This is a genomic window from Streptomyces sp. NPDC014801, assembly GCF_043082085.1.
Taxonomy (GTDB): Bacteria; Actinomycetota; Actinomycetes; order Streptomycetales; family Streptomycetaceae; genus Streptomyces.
The window spans coordinates 20,035-38,827 of sequence record NZ_JBIBXG010000018.1 but is presented as its reverse complement, the minus strand read 5'-3'; the positions used below and the strand labels follow the sequence as shown (position 1 = coordinate 38,827).

The window sequence follows — 18,793 nt, the reverse complement described above, 5'->3', positions numbered from 1 at the left end:
ATCACCGCTGCCCCTCCCGCCCGCAGCGGCGGCCCCTTCGCCGCCCCCGCCTGCCCCCGGCGTGCCCCGACGTCCCTGGACGGCCCCGCGGGCCGGGCGGTCCACTGAGGGCCGCAGCAAGGGTGTGCCGACGAGGAGGCAGCGCAGTGCGAAGGTCCGGGGCACATGCCGAGCAGAACGAGGTACGGCAGGACGCGGACGGCCCGGCCGCCGCGCGCCGTGAGACGGGCGCCGGGGCCGCCGTGCCGCCGCCGCTCACCGCCGACGCACTGCGGGCGGCACAGGGCGACGCGGGCAACGCCGCGGTGAACGCCATGATCGCCCGCCGGGTCCGTCCCGTGACCGTCGAGGAGCAGCCCGATCCGGGTGTGCACGAGGTGCTGCGCGGCTCCGGCGAACCGCTCGCCGCACCGGTCCGCCAGGACATGGAATCCCGGTTCGGGACCGACTTCTCCGACGTGCGCCTGCACACCGGGGCCGCGGCCGCGCGCTCGGCCCGCGCCATCGGCGCCCGGGCCTACACCTCGGGCAGCCATGTCGTCCTCGGCGACGGCGGCGGCGACTCGCACACCCTGGCGCACGAGCTCACCCATGTCGTCCAGCAGCGCCAGGGGCCCGTCGCAGGAACCGACAACGGGGCCGGACTGAGTGTGTCCGACCCGTCCGACCGGTTCGAGAAGGAGGCAGAGGCCACCGCCCACCGGGTCATGAACTCCCCGGCCCCCGCCCACGACGCGCACGTGCACGGGTCCGGCGACCTCGGCACGGCCCGCGCGGTGGACCACCGGGCGACGGCCGACGGGCCGGAGGTGCAGCGGGCCGCCGTGGAGGTCCAGCGGCGGGAACTCGACATCCAGGGTGGCGGCGGCGAGGGTCCCACCACGATCCGTTCCGCATCCGACCTGATGGTGTGGCTGGTGGGCCACCCCACCCGGCCGGCGCCGCTCAACTGGGCGGAACCGGCCGTCCTTCAGCGCGTCCTCGCACAACTCGAGCGACTGGACGGCCCCGTGGGCGGCGACGCGGTGTGGGGCGCCGTGCGGTCCGTCGTCGAAGCCCGGGCAGCGGCCCAGCAGGGAAGCGACTCCAGCAGCGATTCCAGCAGCGACAGCGAGAGCGGCGGCGGCTTCTTCCGCCCCACCCGGGCCCGCGGCGACAGCAGCAGCGAGAGCAGCAGCGACGAGGAGTCGGACAGCACCAGCGTCGCCTCCTCGCCGTCCGTCACCGGAGAGGACTGGGACGAGGGCCAGTGGGACCAGGACGACATCGGCCTGGCGCAACCGCACGAGTTCCGCCGCGAGATGTCCGAGGAGGACCGCACCCGGCGCCAGGCCGAGGTGGCGCAGAGCCTGTCCGGCTACCGCCTGGTCGGGTTCCACGGCACCCATGTCGAGAGCATCGGCAGTCTGATCGCGCACGGGCCCGACGCGGAGAAGTTCGGCAAGGGGGCCGGCACCGGCAAGGGCAACGGGTTCTACGTCGCACCGGTCGTCGCGCCCGCCGGGAAGTCGGCGTCCGGCTCCGGCGCCGCGAAGAAGGAAGCGCGGCAATGGGGCCGCTTCCTGGTCGCCGTCTATGTGCGCGAGGACGTCGAGGTGGTGGAGGCCGCCGGCGCGTCCGACGACGGCTTCGCGTTCGAGAGCGGAAGCGAGAGCGGCGCCGCCGACGCCGCCGGGCCGGTGATGACGTACCACGGCTCCGACGAACTGGTCATCCCCGAGGAGCTGTTCGGCAGCGTGCGGCTGGTCCGCAACCCTGACGACTTCGCGATGGTGTCCGACCCCGGCCTCGACGCGGTGCCGTACGAGGACGGGGTGAGCGAGTACAGCAAGGCCAAGAAGAAGAAGTGACCCGGTCGGCGGAGGCGGCCGCGGCTCAGGCGCCGACGGCCGCCTGGAGGTAGGGGCCGAACTCGCCCTCCAGGACCAGCCGGCCCAGCTTGCGGTACTCCTGCGCGATCGCCGTCACCAGGGTGTGCATGGTGAGCGGTGCGCCGGACTCGGCCGCGAAGTACGCGGCGGTCACCGCGCACGCCCGGATGGAACCGCCGGCCAGTTCGAAACGGTCGGCGCAGAAGGCGAGGTCCAGGTCGGCGGCGCGGGGCAGCCGGCCGCCCAGGCAGCGCTCCCACAGCGCGAGCCGCTGACCGGCGTCGGGCACGGGGAAGTCCGCGACCACGTCCAGCCGCCGGGTGAACGCCTCGTCCAGATTGGCCCGCAGGTTCGTGGTCAGCACCGCGATCCCGTCGAACGACTCCATGCGCTGGAGAAGGTACGCCGACTCGATGTTGGCGTGCCGGTCGTGCGCGTCCTTCACCTCCGAACGCTTGCCGAAGATGGCGTCGGCCTCGTCGAAGAGCAGCACGGCGTTGACCGCCGACGCCTCGGTGAAGATCCGCTCCAGGTTCTTCTCGGTCTCCCCCACGTACTTGTCGACGACCGTGGACAGGTCCACCACGTACAGGTCCATGCCCAGGTCAGCGGCGACGACCTCGGCGGACATCGTCTTGCCGGTGCCCGACTCACCGGCGAACAGGGCGATCACGCCACGGCCCCGGCCGCCGCCGGGCCGCATCCCCCACTGCCCGAGCACCTGCTCGCGGTGGCGGGCGCGCAGCGCGAGTTCCCGCAGCCGCCGGTGGGTGGCCGGCGGCAGCACCAGGTCGTCCCAGCCGACGCCCGGCTCCACCCGGCGGGCGAGCCGGTCGAGCCCCGCACCGTTCTGCGCCCGCACCGCGGCCCGCAGGTCGTCGGGGCCGACCGGGCGCCCCGCGGCGGCGGCCGTGCGCACCGCCACGTCGGCGGCGCGGCCCACCTGCCGGGCGTCCAGGCGGTGCGCGGCGACCGCCTCCGCGAGCTCCGGCACGTCGTCCACCGTGAGGCGCCGCCCAGGGGTGTCGGCGTCCTGTGTGGCGGCCCGTTCCAGGGCGTGCCGCCAGCGCGCGGCCTGCCGCTCGGGCGACGGCGCCGGCACGGCCAGGGTGACCGGTGTGTCGGCGGCCCACTCCGGATCCCAGCCGGTCGAGCCGTGCGTGATCAGGGGGGTGCCGCGCAGCGCCGCGCACACCGCCCGTACGGCGCGGGCCCGTTCGGCCGGTTCCCCGGGGAGCGCCTGGAGGGGGCCGAGGACGACGGCGGCGCCGGTGAGCCGGGCTTCCAGAGCCACGAGACGGGCGAGTTCCGGTACGTCGGCCGGGCGGCGGGCGAGCGCGGCCGCGTCCAGGGCGAGCGGGTGCGGTCCGGCCGTGCGCAGGGCGGCGACGGCGAGCCCGGCGGCGTCGCCGCCCCGGCTGCGCAGATGGACGAGCCCGATGCCGGTGCCGGCCGCGGCCGCCGCCCGCCGCACGTCCGCCGGATCGGCGGTCGGGTCGGGGTGGACGGCGTCGAGCACGCCGGCGAGCCGGGCGTCGGGCCGGTCCTGGCCGAGCAGGTGCGCGGTGACCCGGTCGGGCACGGTCACCACCCGGGACAGCGGGGGCCGTTCGGGCTCCCTGACCTCCACCAGGCCGCCGGCGACGAGCGGTGCGCCGGGGGCGAGCCGGAACCGCGCGGCGATGGCTCCGGCCGGCCCGCACAGCTCCAGGGCGAGCCCGACCGTGGGGCGGCGGCGGGTCAGGTCGTCGTTGAGGTAGCCGTAGAGGCGCTCGAACCGGGCGTCGATGTCGGGCGCGAGGGCGACCAGGAGCAGGTCCAGGTCCAGCGGGGACAGCCCGAACCGCCGGGCGAGACGGTCGAGGACGGACCCGGCGGGCGGCTCCCACGGCTCGTGCGGGGGTACGTCGAGACCGCCCGGCTCGTCCAGGAGCCGGGCGACGGCCTCCGGCGCGAGGTATTGCCCGCGGTAGGGATCACCGGGATCGGGATCACCGGCTCGCCGCCCGGCCACGGCCCGCCGCACCCGCTCCTCGACGACCGCCAGCCGCCCCCACAGCCCGTCCGCACCGCCGGACGCCGGCGACACGGGCGGAACGGTCCCGCCGGGAGCGGCGGGCACGGAGGTGTCTGCGGCGCCGGACGCGGCAGCCCCGGACGCACCCGGCTCGGCAGGGTGCGAGGCGGCATCGGCGCTGCCGGGTACAGCCGCCGGGGCCGCTGGACCGGGCGCGGTGTCGGAGTCGCCGGTGGCCGCAGCACCGGACGCGCCGGGGGCGGCGGACGCGTAGGCGGCCGGCGCGGCGGTGTCGGCGGAACCGGGCGCGGCGTGGCCGGAGTTGCCCGCAGCCGGGGCCGCCGCCCCGGACGCGCTCGGCTCGGCAGGGGTCGGGGCGGCATCGGCGGTGCCGCGTCCGGCGGCCGGAGCCGCGGGCGCGGCGTCGGCGGCGGTGCCGGGTGAGGTGGACGCCCCGGCCTCGGGGGACGTCTGTGTCCGGTTCGGGGTGGGAGTCATGGCTGGCGGTCTCCTCGGCGGCGGCGGGTGGGGGCGGGGCCGCGGTCGCGGGGGCCGGCGAAGCCGTCCGGGCCCGGGTCGGCCGTCTCCCGGTAGCGCAGCCGGCGGCCCGTCACTCCGCCGTCCGCGCCGCGGGTTGCCGAGCGCACGACGAGGCCCTCGGTGACGGGAGCTGCGGCCGCCCGGGTCACGCCGGCCAGCGGTGCCCGCACCCGGGCCTGCAGCGACGCCTTCAGCTCGCCGCCGAGCGCCGACCACACGTCGGCGGGGGACGGCGTGTACTCCCCGGCCCCGGTGGTGTCCAGTGCGACGGTCAGCCCGAGGTCGGCGAGCGTGCCGGTGAGCAGCCGGGCGGGCAGCGTCTCGGCGGACACCAGCGTTCCCAGTACCTGGGACAGCAGGCGGTGTTCGTCCTGCGGGCGGCTCGCCCACGCCGTGACCAGGTACGTCAGCTCGAACCAGCGCGGCGGGCTGCGCCGCGCCACGAGGTGGCCGTCCGCGTCGTACACCTCCCCGGCGCCGCTGCCGCGCCGGGTGGCGTCCTCCCGGATGTCGTACAGGAAGACGCAGACGGTGGGGGCGCTGCGGCGTGCGGCCCAGTCTCGGGTGGGGGCGTCGAAGACGACCTCGACGCCGGACGCCTCGAGACCGGACTCGGCGAGCAGCCGGCGCAGCGCCTCGTCGACCTCGTGGATCACCGGCGGGTCACCTCGTCCGGCGGCTGGATGCTGCCGTTGACCACCAGGAAGTCCGTGGTCACCGGGGAGAAGCCGGGCCCCTTGGCGGTGATGACGCGCGGTCCCGTCTGATCCTTGGCGAGGATGAGGAGCTGGCCGATGAAGGTGCCGTCGGCTCCGGGGACGGTCGGCGCCGCCGCCGCGGTGATCCCGGGCTTCCAGGTGAAGCGCACCGGCGCTCCGGGCGGGAAGTCCTTGCCGCGCACGGAGGTCACGAAGCCGGGCTTGCCGATGGCCGGCACCGCCACGATGCGCGGCTGGAGGATGCGCAGCCGTGTCCGGGCGGTGTTGTCGCGCGGGTCGGCGTCGGTGCCGGTGGTGGTGAGCCGGCCGGTGACCCGGCCGGTCGTCGCCTTGTCGGGGCTGAGCACGACGCGGACGACGGTGCTCGTGCCCGGTTCCAGGTCGGGCAGCGCGCACTCCCAGGTGGCGTCGCAGCCGGGCGGCGGACCGTTGTGGGGGATGCCACCGGGCAGGCCGATGCGCAGCCGCAGCCCGGTGGCGAGCGCGTTGCGGCCGTTGCTCACGGTGTACGTCACCACGACCCGCCCGCCGACGTAGCCGGGGTTGGGCTGTGCGGTGACCCGCACACCGGGTCCGGCCGCGGGCGCGGGCGGCTCGGGCGGCACGGTGGGCTTCGGCGGGGGCGTCGGAGCCGGGGGCTGGGTGGGAGTGGGGGTGGGCGTCGGAGTGGGGGTGGGCGTCGGAGTGGGCGGGGGCGGGGCGGCCTCGCGCACCGGAACCACGGTCCGGCCGGCGTTGTCGCCGGGCTCCGGGTCGAGCACCGTGCCCGTGACCGACCAGCCGACCGGTTGATCGCCGGGGACGAGGCCGGTGAGGGTGACGTCCACGGTGACGGTGGCGCCGGGGCCCACGACGCCGACGTCGCAGGTCAGCGCCGTGGCATCGCAGGTGCCGCCGGGCCAGGTGACCCCGGTTATGCCGACGCCGGACGGCGGGGCGATGGTCAGGGTGGTGCCGGGGGACGCGGCGGGTCCCTGGTTCACCAGGTCCACGCCGATCGTGGTGGAGGAGTCGACGGTGACGTCGGGGGTGGTGCCGGGCGCGTGGACCGCGAGGTTCACCGACTGCTGGACGCTCGGCTCCTTCTGCCGGCCCGGCACCGAGGTCATCAGATGCGTGAGCTTCCCGGTGGCCAGGTCCAGCACCTTCAGTTCCTCGGGGCTGTTGACCGCGCGATCGGGGCGCGCGCTGATCACCAGGCGGGTGCCGTCGGCGGTCCAGGCGGCGTCTCGCGGCTGGAACGGGCCGGTGGCTTCCGGCAGTTCGCGCCGGCAGGCGCCGGGCAGGTCGCGGGCCGTCGGCGGCAGCAGCACCCGGCATTCGTCGCCGGTCAGGGAGGTCAGGACGAGGCCGGCGTGTTCGTCGATCCGTCCGCCGCCGTTCTTGCGGTTGAAGACGAGTGAGCGGCCGTCGGGCGAGAACGCCGGGCTGTCGTCGATGACGTCGCAGGCGCCCGGGCAGATGGTGGCGCTCAGGTCCCGCTGCCGGTCCAGCCGGGTCACCGGCACCGTCCACACGTGCTTGTTGCCGCCGCCCCCGCCGATCACCTCGTTGCGGGTGAACGCCAGGGTCGTGCCGTCCGAGGACCAGACGGGCTGGGCGTCGCCGCCCGGCCGCTCCCCGGCGGGCGGGGTGATCTCCCCCGTGATCGCACCTGTCGCGACGTCCGCGATCAGGATGCGGCTGGGCCCGCCGACGCCGCCCGGCGACGTGCGGGTGAACGCGAGGTACTTGCCGTCGGGGGAGAACGTCGGGTCGGTGTCCCAGTCGGTCTCGCCGCGCCCCCCGAGGGGCAGCCTGGCGGGGTTCCGGCCGTCGGCGTCCACCATCCAGATCGTTTCGACCCGGCCGTTGCCACCGTCCTCGAAGCGGGTCACCGCGATGCGGCGGCCGTCGGGCGTGTAGTTCTGCCGCTCGGTCCACGGGTCGAACTTCGCGGACGGCCGGAACAACGGGTCCTGCGCCGGGTCGGTGTTCGTGTCGGCCGCCGGGTCCTCCTCGAGGATGGGCAGCCCGAGGTCGCGCGGATCGGAGCCGTCCGCCCGGACGTCCTGGAGCGTCACCTGGTGGCCGTCGCCCGCCGTGTCGCGTTCGACGACCGCGCGGCCGCCGTCGCGCGGTCCGAGCCAGGTGACCGAAGTGACCTCACGGTTCTCGCTGAGCACCACCTGAGGCGTGGCCTCGGAATGCGCGGGCACGCGGAACACGTGGTCCCAGTTCCCCTCGCAGGTGCACGGCCGGTCGGGGCTGAGGAACAGCACGTCGGTGCCGTCGGGCAGCCAGGCTGCCCCCCGGGTGCGCCAGCCGGCCTGAGCGCCCGCCAGCAGCGGTCCGTCCGTGGTCCCGTCGGTCACCCGGAGCCGGGGATCGCGCTGCCCGGGCGCGACGCCGGTGTACGCGATGAGGTTGCGGTGCGCGGTGTCGTCGACCGGGTTGAACACCGGGTCGGTGGCGGTGCCGTTCGCGGGGTCGGTGACCCGGGTCGCGGTCCCGCCGGCCAGCGGCCGCACGTGGATCTGCTCGCCGGCCAGGGCGTCGGCGTCGCTCGCGTACGCCAGGCGCAGTCCGTCGGCGGAGACCGTCGGGCACTCCTCGTTCGCGGGGGTGTCGGTGAGCCGGGTCAGGCCGGTGCCGTCGGTGCGCACCAGCCACAGGTCGCGCTGCTTCCTGCCGCCCGGGCCGCCCGGCCCGGACGCGTCGAACACCACGGAGCGCCCGTCGGGGGTGAGCCGGGGGTGCGCCGCGTCCATGCCGGCGGTCAGGCGCCGTACGGAGCCGTCGGCCGCGCGCAGGTAGATCTGCGGCTGCCGCTCGTCGCGCAGGCTCGCGAAGACCATGAGGTCGCCGAGCGCGGACGGCTGGATGTCCTGATGGGTCGGGGCCTCGCCGAACAGCGCGTCGGAGCGGGTGTCGGTGTCGGTGGCCACCCGGCCGAGACTGCGGTGCCGGGTGCCGGCGTAGGCGATCCGGGTGGCGTCCGCCGGGGCGGCTGCAGCGGCCCTCGGCACGGATCCGGCGCTGCCCGGTCCGGCCGCCCCGGTCACCCCGAGCAGCGGGACCAGCAGCAGCAACGACATCCCGAGTCTGCCCGGGCGGTACCGCCCGCCGCGGCCAGCGGTTCGCATGGAGGTCCCCCTCGCGGTCTGGTGCGGCACACGTGGGTGTGCCCCCGCCACCTTGCGCCGGACAAACGCCGGACGGCAGGGCGGCGGGGCCGTGCCCGGGGGAAGAGCGCGGTGTGCTTTCGGGCAGCGCGGTGTGCCCGGCCGCCCTCAGATGAGCCCGTTGCGCAGCGCGTACCCCACCGCGTGGGCGCGGTTGCGCAGTTGCAGCCGGGTGGTGATCTCGTGCAGGACGTTCTTCACCGTCCGCTCCGAGTACGCCGTCTTGCGGGCGATCTCCGCGGTGTCCAGGCCCTCCGACACCAGGCGCAGCATGTCCGCCTCACGGGTGGACAGCGTGGACAGGGACACGCTGCCCGGGTCGAGGGCGGAGCGCTGCGCGCTGCCGACCTGGCTGAGCAGTCTGCCCAGCAGGTCGCCGGGCAGCACTCCCTCGCCGTTGGCCGCGGCCTGGACCAGATGGACGAGCCGGTCCTGGTCGGCCTCCGCGCGCCGCAGCACGGCCGGGACGCCGCACTCCAGGACGCGTTGCAGCGCGCCGGAACCGAGGGTGCCGACGACGAGGCCGACCCGGGTGGCCGAGTTGATGCGCAGCCGGTTGAGCAGGTCGGCCACGGGGTCGTCGACGGTGTCCACGACCACCAGGGACACCTGCGCGTCCTCGGGGCCGGTGTCGCCGACGAGGTCGATCTCGGGGCGGTGGCGTAACTGCTGTGCGACGCCTGCGCGCAGGATCGGATCCGCGGCGTAGACGGTCACGGTCACCCGTGGCGACGGCCCCGGGCGGGCGGCCAAGTGCGCTGGGGCGGTGAGGGGTTCGTGGGAGGTGGCGAGGGACATGGCGAAGCTGCTCTTCTCTGCGCGGGACGTGGGTGCGGTCATCTGACGGGACATGGGTGCGGTCACCTGTTCGTGAGCTGAGGGGAGGATCGTCTGGACGGGACGACCACGCGAAGGCGGCGCGCGGGCGCCGGGAAGTGACATCAACGACACGGCGTCCGCGGCGAGTTGATGGTGGTCGTACGGGCACCGGCCCTGCCCGGTCGTTGCCCTCGCGTCCCTCGGCGCGGCCGGGTGGACGCTTCTAGCGTGGCGGTGTGACGCCTTCTGCAGCCTCTTCCGGTCCCGGTACGCCCGGCCTCGACATCCCGGTCGTGACGGTGGCCCCGGGCGGCACCGCGACGACCACTCTCACCGTCCGGAACGACAGCGACATCGTCGAGGCCTACAGCCTGGAGGTCGTCGGGGACTGCGCGCCCTGGTCCACCGTGGAACCCGCGCGTGTCTCCCTGTACCCAGGCACGTCCGAGACGGTGACGATCCGGCTGGAGCCGCCGCGCTCCCCTGAGGTCCGGGCCGGGGAGACGCCCCTCGCCGTACGGGTGCTGCCGGCCGAGCACCCCGACGCGGTACGGGTGCCCGAGACCACCGTGCACATCGAGGAGTTCCACGAGCTGCGCACCGAGCTGCTCCCGCGCCGTCGGCGCGGCTGGCTGCGCGGCCGTTACCGGCTGGCGGTGCGCAACGAGGGCAACACCCCGGTGCAGGTGGGCTTCACCCCGGGCCAGGCGGGTGAGGAGCTGGCGTTCGCGTTCAGCCCGGCCGAGCCGAGGCTGGAGCCCGGCGAGTCGGCGGAGACCGGGTTGCGGGTGCGCACCGGCAAGCCGGTGTGGTTCGGCGCTCCGGTGGTGTGGCCGTTCACGGTGGTCGCCGCCGAGACCGGGGAGCAGGACGCAGCGCGGGTGGACGACAGCGTCCACCGGCCCGCGCTGGAGGCGGAGTTCGTTCAGATCCCGCTGTTCCCGAAGTGGTTGATCGCCCTGCTCGCGGCACTGCTGGCGCTGCTGCTGGCGTGGTTCGCATTGGTCCGGCCCGCGGTGCGCAGCGCCGCGAAGGAGGCGGCGCACGAGGCGGTCCAGCCGCGCCCCACCACGGCCGGGGACCCGGGCGACGCCGGGGGGACGGGCGGCACCGGCGGCGCGAGTGCCCCGCCCGGCGCCCGCAAGCCGGGCCAGGGCCAGGGGCAGAGCCAAGGTCCGGGGGCCGGCGACGGCGGCACCGGGGCCGCACCCGGCACGGCCGGCGGTCAGCAGAGCTCGGCGACGATCGACCTGAAGACCTCCGGCGGTGAGACCAAGTCCGGGACGTACAAGGTGCCCGAGCAGAGCGTGTTCGGTGTGACGGACATCGTTGTCGCCAACTTCCAGGGTGACGAAGGGGTCATGACGATCACCTTCGGCGACCGCAAGATCACCACGATTGCGCTGGAAACCTTCCGCAACCAGGACTACCACTGGGTCACCCCCATCAAGATCTCCGCCAGCGACACCGTGACCATCGAAGTGACCTGCGCGAAGCCAGGCACGCCGGCCACCGGCCGGCGTGCGCCGGGCTGCCACGAGGTGCTGAACGTGAGCGGAGTACTCGGTCGTACTGACCCGTAGATCGGACGTCGTGCTTCCGAATCATTCTCGGTCGGTGGTGACTACACCTGTAAAGTGTGACCGCGGGTTCAGTCCGGAAATCGACAGCTCTGGACCGAAAATGACACACCATGATCATCATGGCAGGCACACGCCGGCCCTCCGAATCGATGACCGACTGTCGCGTGCACAGCGGCCCCGCAGACAAGTGGGCCGCCCCAGTACGTCTTCGTCGCTGCGGTCTTTCTGCGGAGTGATCGGTGCCCCCGCGGGAAGCCGCCGGGGCACCGACCCTCCGCCTCCGGTCGGCCGAACTGCTCAGGCCGAGCCGCCCAGTTCTCCGGGACCAGTGGCGCGGGCATCAGCCACGCGGCGAACGCAATCTGGGCCTACCAAGCCCCCACGTGCGCGGACGATGGCGGTCATCTCTTGTCGGCGCATGCCTCCGCCTCCGCCAGATACCGTGCCACCGGCCCCAGCGTGAGCATCCCGCTCGCCCCACCCGCTTCCTCGGTGCGGGCGTGGCGCAGGGCTGTTGCCGCGCGGGCGGCGACCCGGCGCTCGCCGAGGGGTGCGGCGGCGTGGGCGGTCAGGCACCAGAGTGCTTCCTGCATGTGATCAGGGGGTGGTTCGGGCGTCATGGTCAGGGCGGCACGGGCCTCTTCGTCACGGTTGCCGGCGAGCAGCACCAAGGGGCGCGTCCAGGGGCGGTACGGCCCCCAGTCGAGAGCGGGATCGGTGGGCGCCGGGCGGCCGTGCAGGAGACGGAGCCCCAGGAGGGCGAGGGCGAACAGGCCCCGGTGCAGCCCCGGCATGCCCGCTGTTTCGGCGAGGGCGTCTTCGGCGGCGCGGTAGTGCGCCGCGGCCGTGGCGGCGGCCGGTCCCCCCAGCTCGGTGCTGCGTGCGGCTGTGACCCGGGCCCGGAACCAGCCGGTGAGCACGGGGACGAGAGACGCCTCGGTGGTGACGGCGAGCTGTTCGGCGGCCTCTGCGTGTGCGGTCGCCGCGTCGAGGTCGCCGAGAGCGGAGGCGGATTGCAGGCGGATGAGCCGGCCGAGCACGGCGAAGTTCGGCAGCGCGTGCCGGGTGGCCAGGTCGAGGATCTCGGCGCCGATCACGTCCCGTGCCGCCGCCAGCCCGGGCCGGGTGAAGGACTGGAGGAACACGCCGTTGAGGGCGAACACCAGCAGGGCTGGATCGCCCAGCTCCCGGGCCAGCGCCTCGGCCTCGCGCGCCGCCTGTCCGGCGCGTCTGCGTTCGCTTGCGGACAGGTCGGCGCTGCGGCTCTCGACCGCGACAGTGGCCAGGAGGCGGGCGCGCAGTTCGGCGGGGCCGTCGGTGCCGAGCGCGGTGAGTGTACGCTCGGCCGCCGCGACCACGGCGCGGGACTGCCCGGGGTCGTCGGCCCGGCTCCACAGGGCCGGCACGTCGTAGGCGCCGATGACGCGGGCGGTCAGGGAGGTGTCTCCGGTGCGCTCTGCCGCCTGGACGGCGGCGAGGCGGTCGCGCCGCGAGTGGAGGAGGGCATCACCACCGGCCAGCGCAAGGGTGCGGGCCAGTTCGACGGTGGTGCGCGGTCCGAGTCGTACGCCTGCGGTCCACACGGTGCGCGGGGGCTGGAGCGTCGTGGCTCCCTGGAGAATGTCCGTCTCCAGGCGCTGGAGTTCGGCACCGGGGTCGAGCCCCAGCTGGTCCGCGAGCATCGTGCGGGCGCGGCGGAGGGTGGCCAGTGCGTCCGCCTGACGGCCCGCCCGGTGCAGTGCGCGGGCCAGCAGTCCCCAGGCCGGCTCACGCCAGGGGTGTTCGGTGACGTGGGCTCCCAGCTCGGCGACGAGCTCCGCTCCTGAACCGGAGTCGAGGAGAAGGCGGGCGCGCAGTTCCACCCCTTCCAGCCTCAGCTCCTCCAGCCGGGTCCGTTCGCGCTGGGCCCACGCGGAGCCGGTCACGTCGGCGTAGGCGGGGCCGCGCCAGGCAGCGAGGGCTCTGTCGAGGTCGGTCAGCGCATCGGGTGCATCAGGTGTACGCCGGGCGCGGGCCAGGGCGTCCTCGAACCGGTGGACGTCCACGGTGTCGCGCGGCAGGCGGAGCGCGTAGCCGGGACCTTCCGTGACGAGGACACGCGGCGGGGTGCGGGGCGGCCGGCCGGGTTCGATGGCACGGCGCAGCGCGGCGACGAACGTACGCAACGCACCCACGGCACGCACCGGCGGCTCGGCCCACAGGTCCTCCACGAGGGTGCCGGTGGCGACCATCCGTCCCCCCGCGGCGACAAGCCGGGCGAGTACCTCACGGTGGCGGGGTCCGCCCAGGTCGACCGGGGCGCCGTCGCCGCGGAGGGCCCGCACGGCGCCGAGTACGTCGATTCGCATGCCGTCCATCTTCCGTGCCGCGGGTCTGCGGCGTCGAAGCGTACTGATCGGCTGCTGATCGCCGTCGCCCACGCTGAGTGCGTCAGTCCTCGGACCGAGGCTTTTGCCGGTCCCCCGACCCCAGGAAGGGGCCTTTCGTGACTCTCACGATCCCCGGTTTCGACCACGTCCGTCTGCCCGGCGCCGACGGAGTGGAGCTGGCCGCCGCCGTCGGCGGCAGCGGCAGCCCGGTCGTGCTGCTGCACGGCTTTCCGCAGACCCATCTGATGTGGCGGCACGTCGCCGAGCGGCTCGCCGGCGAGTACACGGTGATCTGTCCCGACCTGCGCGGCTACGGCGCCAGTGACAAGCCGGTGGCCACCGGCCCCGAGGTGTATTCCAAGCGCACCATGGCCGCCGATGTTGTCGCCCTGGCGGCGGCGCTCGGTCATGAGCGCTTCGCCCTGGTCGGCCACGACCGGGGCGCTCTGGTCGCCTTCCGGGCGGGACTGGACCATCCCGAGACCCTCACGCACCTGGGCATCCTCGATGTCGTGCCGACCCTGGACATGTGGAGCGTCCTGCACGGTGTCCCGGCAGCGGTCGGCTACCACCTCTTCCTCATGGCGCAGCCGCCGGGCCTGCCGGAGACGATGATCGCCAACAGCGCCGACGCCTTTTTCGGCTCCTTCCTCGACGCCTGGGCCGGGGACCCGGCCGCCATGCCGGAACCGGTCCGGGCCGAGTATCTGCGGGCGAGCGCCGCGGCCGTGCCGTCGATCGTCGCGGACTACCGGGCATCGGCGGGCATCGACGTCACACACGACCAGGCGGACCAGGATGCCGGTTCCCAGCTGGCCATGCCCGTGACGGTCGTCCAGCAGGACTGGGGCGTGCGGCTGGGCTACGACGCCGCCGAGGTCTGGCACGCGTGGGCGCCGGACCTGGACCACCGGCTGACCGGCGCGGGGCACTTCATGGCCGAAGAAGCCCCCGCCGAAATCACGGAAGCGATCCGCGACCTGCTGCACCGCTGAACCCTCCCATCCGGGCCACGGCCGAGCGAACCACGCGTTCCCCGCACGTCGAAGCGGCCTGAACGCGGGCTACGGAACCGCGTCTCCCACGCGTCGCACCGGCCCTTCACCCGGCCACAGAAGCAGCGAAGATCACCTTGGTAGTGGCTGCCCGCGTGCGTCGAGCGCAGCGGCTCGCGTCGTTTCGGTCATGCTCTCCTTCCGGTTGGCTCGTCGCCGTGAGACATGTGGCCGGCGGAAGTTCTTGGGCCGGGGATCAGCCGGGCAGAAGATCGCGTGCCGGTTGTTTCAGTGCGGTTCGGACGAACTGGCCCGCGCGGTCGAGCGCCAATGCGCCCTCGTCCAGGATCGGCGCGAAGCCCTGGAAGACGTGTGGCACTTCCGCGGTGATGTCGAGGATGACCGAGACGTCGGCGGCTGCCAGACGGGAGGCGAGCCGGATGGAGTCGTCGAGCAGTGTTTCGTGCGTTCCGACCTGCACGAGAGTGGGCGGCAATCCGTGCAGGTCGTCGAACAGCGGGCTGTGCTCCCGCGCCGCGGCAGCACCTTCGCCGGCGTAGTCGAGCACGCGCCGGGCGAGCGCTTCCCGATTCACCGCGACGTCTACGGACGCCCGCGTTGTCATCGAGTCGCCGGCCAATGTCAAGTCGACCCAGGGCGACAGCAACACCGCGCCCGCCGGTACGGGCCGGTTTCCCGCCACCAGTGACGTGAGCAGTCTCAGTGCCACCCCGCCTCCGGCGGACTCCCCGATCACGATCAGTTCGTCGGCGCCGACACCCGAGTCCAGCAGCGCTTCATAACACGTCACGGCGTCGGTCGCCGCGGCCGGTGCCGGGTGCTCCGGCGCAAGCCGGTAATCCACGGTGACGACCCGCAGTCCCGATCGCCGGGCGATCTGGGTCACCAGGCCCAAGGAGCTGTTCGCCGAACCCAGTGCGAACGCGCCGCCGTGGAAGTAGAGCGCGGTGCCGACCGGTTGCGGCGCACCGCTGATCGTGACCGACAGCGCGGCGACACCCGCCAGGTCGAGCTTCTCGACGATGGCGTCGGTGGGCACCGGCTGCGAGCTGAGGATCTGTTCGAACAGCGGTCGTTGGACGTCGAGATCGCCACCCAGGTCGAGCGGCGAGTTCCGCCGGAGTTCGCGGACCTGCTCGCGTTGCTCACGAGTCATGCTGTCACCTGCCTGGTTTCGAGCCCGGTGCGGTGTGGACGTGCGACCGGGCCGAGGACGACGGTGCGCTTGTTCGTCATGATCACGCCTCCGCCGACTTGACGTGCTGCGCTACCAGCGCCGAAAACTCTTCGGGCTCGTCGATCGGAACGATGTGGCCGGCGTTGGACAGCAGGCTGGCCGTCAACTTCTCAATGAACGGGGCGAGTTGACGCGCGGTGCCCTCGCCGACTGCGCCTCCGCCGATCGTGAGCACCGGAAGTGTGAACACGTTGTGCGTCACCCACGAGGAGATCCAGCGCGCGTTCGCGGGCATCGCGCGGTAATGCTCGAAAGCGGCCCGCAAGGACTCCCGCCCACGGTACGCCTCGACGATCCGGGCGGTCAGCGCCTCCGAGAGCCCGCGGCGGCTTCCGCCGTCGAGGAAGAACCGGATGTAGCGGTCCTCCCGTCCCTCCAGCAGGTCCTCGGCGAACCCGCCCGGAACCGAGTGGAGCCCGAACCACCAGGGGGCGCCGCTCGCCGTGAAGGATTCGGCTCCGGGCAGTGTGCCGATCACCGCCTCGCTCAGCGTCAGGCTGGACACGCGGTGCGCGTGGGTCGCCGCCAGCGCGAACGCCGGTGCGGTGCCGAGGTCGATGCCGACGACGTGCGCCCGGTCGATGCCAAGCGCGTCGAGGAGCCCGACCAGATCCCCGGCGAGCTCGGTCGCCAGGTAACCGCCGGCCGCTCGGTCGCTGTCGCCCAGACCGCGTAGATCCGGCGCGACGACACGAAGCCCGGCCGCCGTCAGCAGCGGCGCGACTTCGGACCAGATCGCCCGCGTGTGCGGAAAACCGTGCAGCAGCAGGACCGCGGGGCCCTCACCCGCCACCTCGACCGCGAGGCGGACGTCGTTCACCGAGATGTACCGCGCTCGGGCGTCCGCCAGGTAGGCAGTCAACATCGTTCATCTCATCCAGTCGGTTACTATCGGATACCAGGCGAACATAGGAGACCGACCGTGGCCGTTCAAGAAGGCACTTCCCGGAACCCTGGTCACCTCGGGGTAACCCCTCACCGCGGCGACCTCTTCGACGCAGCCTGCCCCACCAGGCAGCTGCTCGACCGGGTCGGCACGAAATGGACGACCATGCTCGTCCTGACCCTCGACCAGACCGACGGCGAACTTCGTTTCACCGAACTCAAGCGAGCCCTGACCGGGATCTCCCAGAAGATGCTGACGCAGACCCTGAGGTCGCTCGAGCGGGACGGCCTCGTCACCCGCCGGGTCGAGCCTTCCGTTCCGCCACGGGTGTTCTACGGGCTCACCGCGCGTGGAAAGTCGTTGGCACAGCCCCTGGCACAGTTGCGAGAGTGGGCGGAGATCCACATGCCACAGATTCAGCTCGATCAGGACGCATTCGACCGTTCACTCTGAGCGCAGGGCTGGTCCACGGCCGACCAAGTCGGCGATGAGCAAGGTCGTTGGGGTGTCTGATGGGTCCCGTGTCGGGTCTGGCGGTGGATCCGTAAGTGAGAGCGCGGTGGACGCGGCCATACGGCTAGCCCGACGCCGATCGTTTCACCCGTCATCCGTCCGCTGCTCTCCCTCGCACAGCGCCCGCCCGGCACGGGGTGCGCATCAGGAGGACACGGCGCGTAGCCCGCTGGTTGACGAAGGCGCATGGGCACACCGGCTCCTCGGGCTTACGCGGTCGTGGCGAGGGGCCACGAAGGGCCGGTAGCCGCCTTCGCCGGCAGGGCCGGTAGCCGCCTTCGCCGTCGGGCACGCGACTGCCGCCCCTGATGAGCCTTCGTGGAGTCGAGCCAGTCAACTGAGTCACTGCAGTCAACTGACCAGACACAGCAGGCTTGCTGACCGATCGGACACCCCCTGGCACTGGCCCAACGATCACGCCGTCCGGCCGAGCGTCCCGCACCACGACACAGCCTTGCGCCGATGAACCGAGGCCCGCAGAAGGCGCTCTTACCCAGTGGTGCTGGGATGGGTCGAGGGCCGGACGGACGGTTGACGGATGCGGGAAGGACGGATGGTGCGGATCGGGCGTTACCCGGTGCGATGGCACATCGTGCTGCTCACCCTGTGGACGGCCGTGTGGTTCGTCGTGGCCGAGCGCCACGGCTCCGTGTCCTGGCACTACCTGCGCCAGGGCCAGGAACTCCTCTTCGGCCAGCAGTCCGGCGGTGGTCTCGCCCTCTACGCCAACCACCCCGAACTTCAGATCGGCCCCGTCAGCTTCGTCGTGGCCGGGCTCTTCTCGCCGTTCCCGGCCGACGTCGGTGAGAAACTGGCCGACGCGTTCATGTCCGGCCTCGGCTTGTACATGCTCGTCCTGGTCGGCCGCGCCGCCGCCGACCACAACCAGGGCACCGGCCTCAACCACCATCGCCTGCAGCAACGCGTCCTGATCGCCGGCGCGGCCTTCGTCCCCATGTGGGTGGAGGTCTCGGTCCGCTTCGCCCACCTCGACGACGTCCTCGCCCTGTTCTTCACCACCTTCGCCGTCCGTTCGCTGGTCCGCGGCCAGGCCACGGCGGTGGGTGTGTTCCTGGCGCTGGCGGTGGACTCGAAACCCTGGGCGGTCGGCTTCATGCCCCTGCTCCTGGCGCTGCCTCGCCCGGCCCGCCTACGCTCGGCGGGCTGGGCGTTCGCTCTGGTGGCGGTCGCCTGGCTGCCGTTCTACCTCACCCACCTGGACACCCTGCACGCGGCCCGATTCACCATCCCCAACCAGCCGGCGTCCGCGCTGCGCTGGTTCGGCGTCACGGACCCTGTGACCCCCTGGTGGGACCGCCCCGCCCAGATGGCCCTCGGCACCGCCCTGGGCGCGCTCGCCGTACGGCGGAATCGCTGGCCGGCGGTGGTCTTCCTCGCCGTCGACGCACGCATCCTGCTCGACCCGAGTGTGTACACGTACTACAACGCCTCGGTCCTGCTGGGCACGTTGATCTGGGACTCGATCGGCCAGCGCCGCCTGGTCCCGTGGGTGAGCTGGATCGCGCTCATCTCCCTCTACGGCAGCGCCCTGCTGGTCCCGTCGGACTCGGTGCAGGGCTTCATCCGCCTCGCCTTCGGGATCGGCTCGGCGGCATACGTGCTGCTGTGGCCGCAACGAGCGCAGCGGGGCAGTCGGGGACAGACACGCCGCGCCACCGGTCAAGAGGACCCTGCCGTCGACAAACGGCCCTGTCTGTCGAGATCTCCGACGCGAACAAGTACGAAGGCCAGGTCCTCATCCCTCTGATACATGCGCTGAGCGCATGCAACGTGGCGGTCGGCCGCTCCACCGCTCCGCGATGGCCGGGTCCACCCGGCGTGGCGGGGGCGCATTCTGGTGGGTGAGCGCGGGCGGTAGTCGTCCGAGGCGGTCTCCCGTGTGCGCACCGGCCCTGCGGGCGCGGCCGCAGGCACCGGTTCGACGTCGGCCGACTCAGGCACGGGCGCGGTGCTCGATCCGCAGGGGCTTTAACGCCCGCTGATGTAGGACTCGGGATACCGAAGGATCCCAGAGCGACCGCTGGCCATTGCATGGGGC

General features: G+C 73.4%; 12 protein-coding genes. 5 read left to right on the top strand and 7 right to left on the bottom strand.

The features are described 5' to 3' along the window. Positions 1-146 precede the first annotated feature (146 nt). Positions 147-1,850, top strand: a complete 1,704-nt coding sequence (locus ACF1AL_RS35495; RefSeq protein WP_391780795.1) for a DUF4157 domain-containing protein — start codon at positions 147-149, stop codon at positions 1,848-1,850. Between the two features lie 25 nt (positions 1,851-1,875). On the opposite strand, the gene ACF1AL_RS35490 is transcribed toward ACF1AL_RS35495, so the two are convergent. From ACF1AL_RS35490 to ACF1AL_RS35475, 4 genes are all read right to left on the bottom strand, one after another. Continuing rightward, positions 1,876-4,386, bottom strand: coding sequence for an ATP-binding protein (locus ACF1AL_RS35490; RefSeq protein ID WP_391780794.1), 2,511 nt, complete (start codon positions 4,384-4,386; stop codon positions 1,876-1,878). Then, entirely contained in the window at positions 4,383-5,084 is a 702-nt protein-coding gene (locus ACF1AL_RS35485) for a DUF4255 domain-containing protein (RefSeq protein ID WP_391780793.1), read from the bottom strand. Before ACF1AL_RS35485 ends, ACF1AL_RS35490 begins: the two co-directional genes overlap by 4 nt. Continuing rightward, positions 5,081-8,272 carry a hypothetical protein gene (locus ACF1AL_RS35480; protein WP_391780792.1) on the bottom strand — a complete coding sequence of 1,064 codons (3,192 nt, stop codon included), beginning with the start codon at positions 8,270-8,272 and terminating at the stop codon, positions 5,081-5,083. The genes ACF1AL_RS35485 and ACF1AL_RS35480 overlap by 4 nt, the downstream gene beginning before the upstream one ends. A 147-nt stretch (positions 8,273-8,419) precedes the next feature. Continuing rightward, positions 8,420-9,109, bottom strand: coding sequence for a response regulator transcription factor (locus ACF1AL_RS35475; RefSeq protein ID WP_391780891.1), 690 nt, complete (start codon positions 9,107-9,109; stop codon positions 8,420-8,422). A 257-nt stretch (positions 9,110-9,366) separates the two neighbouring features. Here ACF1AL_RS35475 and ACF1AL_RS35470 point away from each other — a divergent pair, with 257 nt between their 5' ends. Then, positions 9,367-10,713 carry a hydrolytic protein gene (locus ACF1AL_RS35470; RefSeq protein WP_391780791.1) on the top strand — a complete coding sequence of 449 codons (1,347 nt, stop codon included), beginning with the start codon at positions 9,367-9,369 and terminating at the stop codon, positions 10,711-10,713. 401 nt (positions 10,714-11,114) lie between these two features. Here ACF1AL_RS35470 and ACF1AL_RS35465 read toward each other — a convergent pair whose 3' ends face one another. Continuing rightward, a complete protein-coding gene (locus ACF1AL_RS35465) occupies positions 11,115-13,061 on the bottom strand; it encodes a BTAD domain-containing putative transcriptional regulator (RefSeq protein ID WP_391780790.1) in 1,947 nt (648 codons plus the stop codon). A 137-nt stretch (positions 13,062-13,198) separates the two neighbouring features. Here ACF1AL_RS35465 and ACF1AL_RS35460 point away from each other — a divergent pair, with 137 nt between their 5' ends. Beyond that, positions 13,199-14,077 carry an alpha/beta fold hydrolase gene (locus tag ACF1AL_RS35460; RefSeq protein ID WP_391780789.1) on the top strand — a complete coding sequence of 293 codons (879 nt, stop codon included), beginning with the start codon at positions 13,199-13,201 and terminating at the stop codon, positions 14,075-14,077. Between the two features lie 256 nt (positions 14,078-14,333). Here the strand turns inward: ACF1AL_RS35460 and ACF1AL_RS35455 are convergent, their stop codons facing one another. Further along, on the bottom strand, positions 14,334-15,254 hold the full coding sequence (locus tag ACF1AL_RS35455) for an alpha/beta hydrolase (RefSeq protein WP_391780788.1): 921 nt from the start codon (positions 15,252-15,254) through the stop codon (positions 14,334-14,336). An 82-nt stretch (positions 15,255-15,336) separates the two neighbouring features. Then, positions 15,337-16,200, bottom strand: a complete 864-nt coding sequence (locus ACF1AL_RS35450; protein ID WP_391780787.1) for an alpha/beta fold hydrolase — start codon at positions 16,198-16,200, stop codon at positions 15,337-15,339. 57 nt (positions 16,201-16,257) lie between these two features. On the opposite strand from ACF1AL_RS35450, the gene ACF1AL_RS35445 reads away from it, so the two are divergent. Further along, complete coding sequence (locus ACF1AL_RS35445; RefSeq protein ID WP_391780786.1) at positions 16,258-16,674, top strand: winged helix-turn-helix transcriptional regulator; 417 nt, start codon at positions 16,258-16,260, stop codon at positions 16,672-16,674. A 598-nt stretch (positions 16,675-17,272) separates the two neighbouring features. Then, positions 17,273-18,502, top strand: a complete 1,230-nt coding sequence (locus ACF1AL_RS35440; RefSeq protein ID WP_391780785.1) for a hypothetical protein — start codon at positions 17,273-17,275, stop codon at positions 18,500-18,502. Positions 18,503-18,793 lie beyond the last annotated feature (291 nt).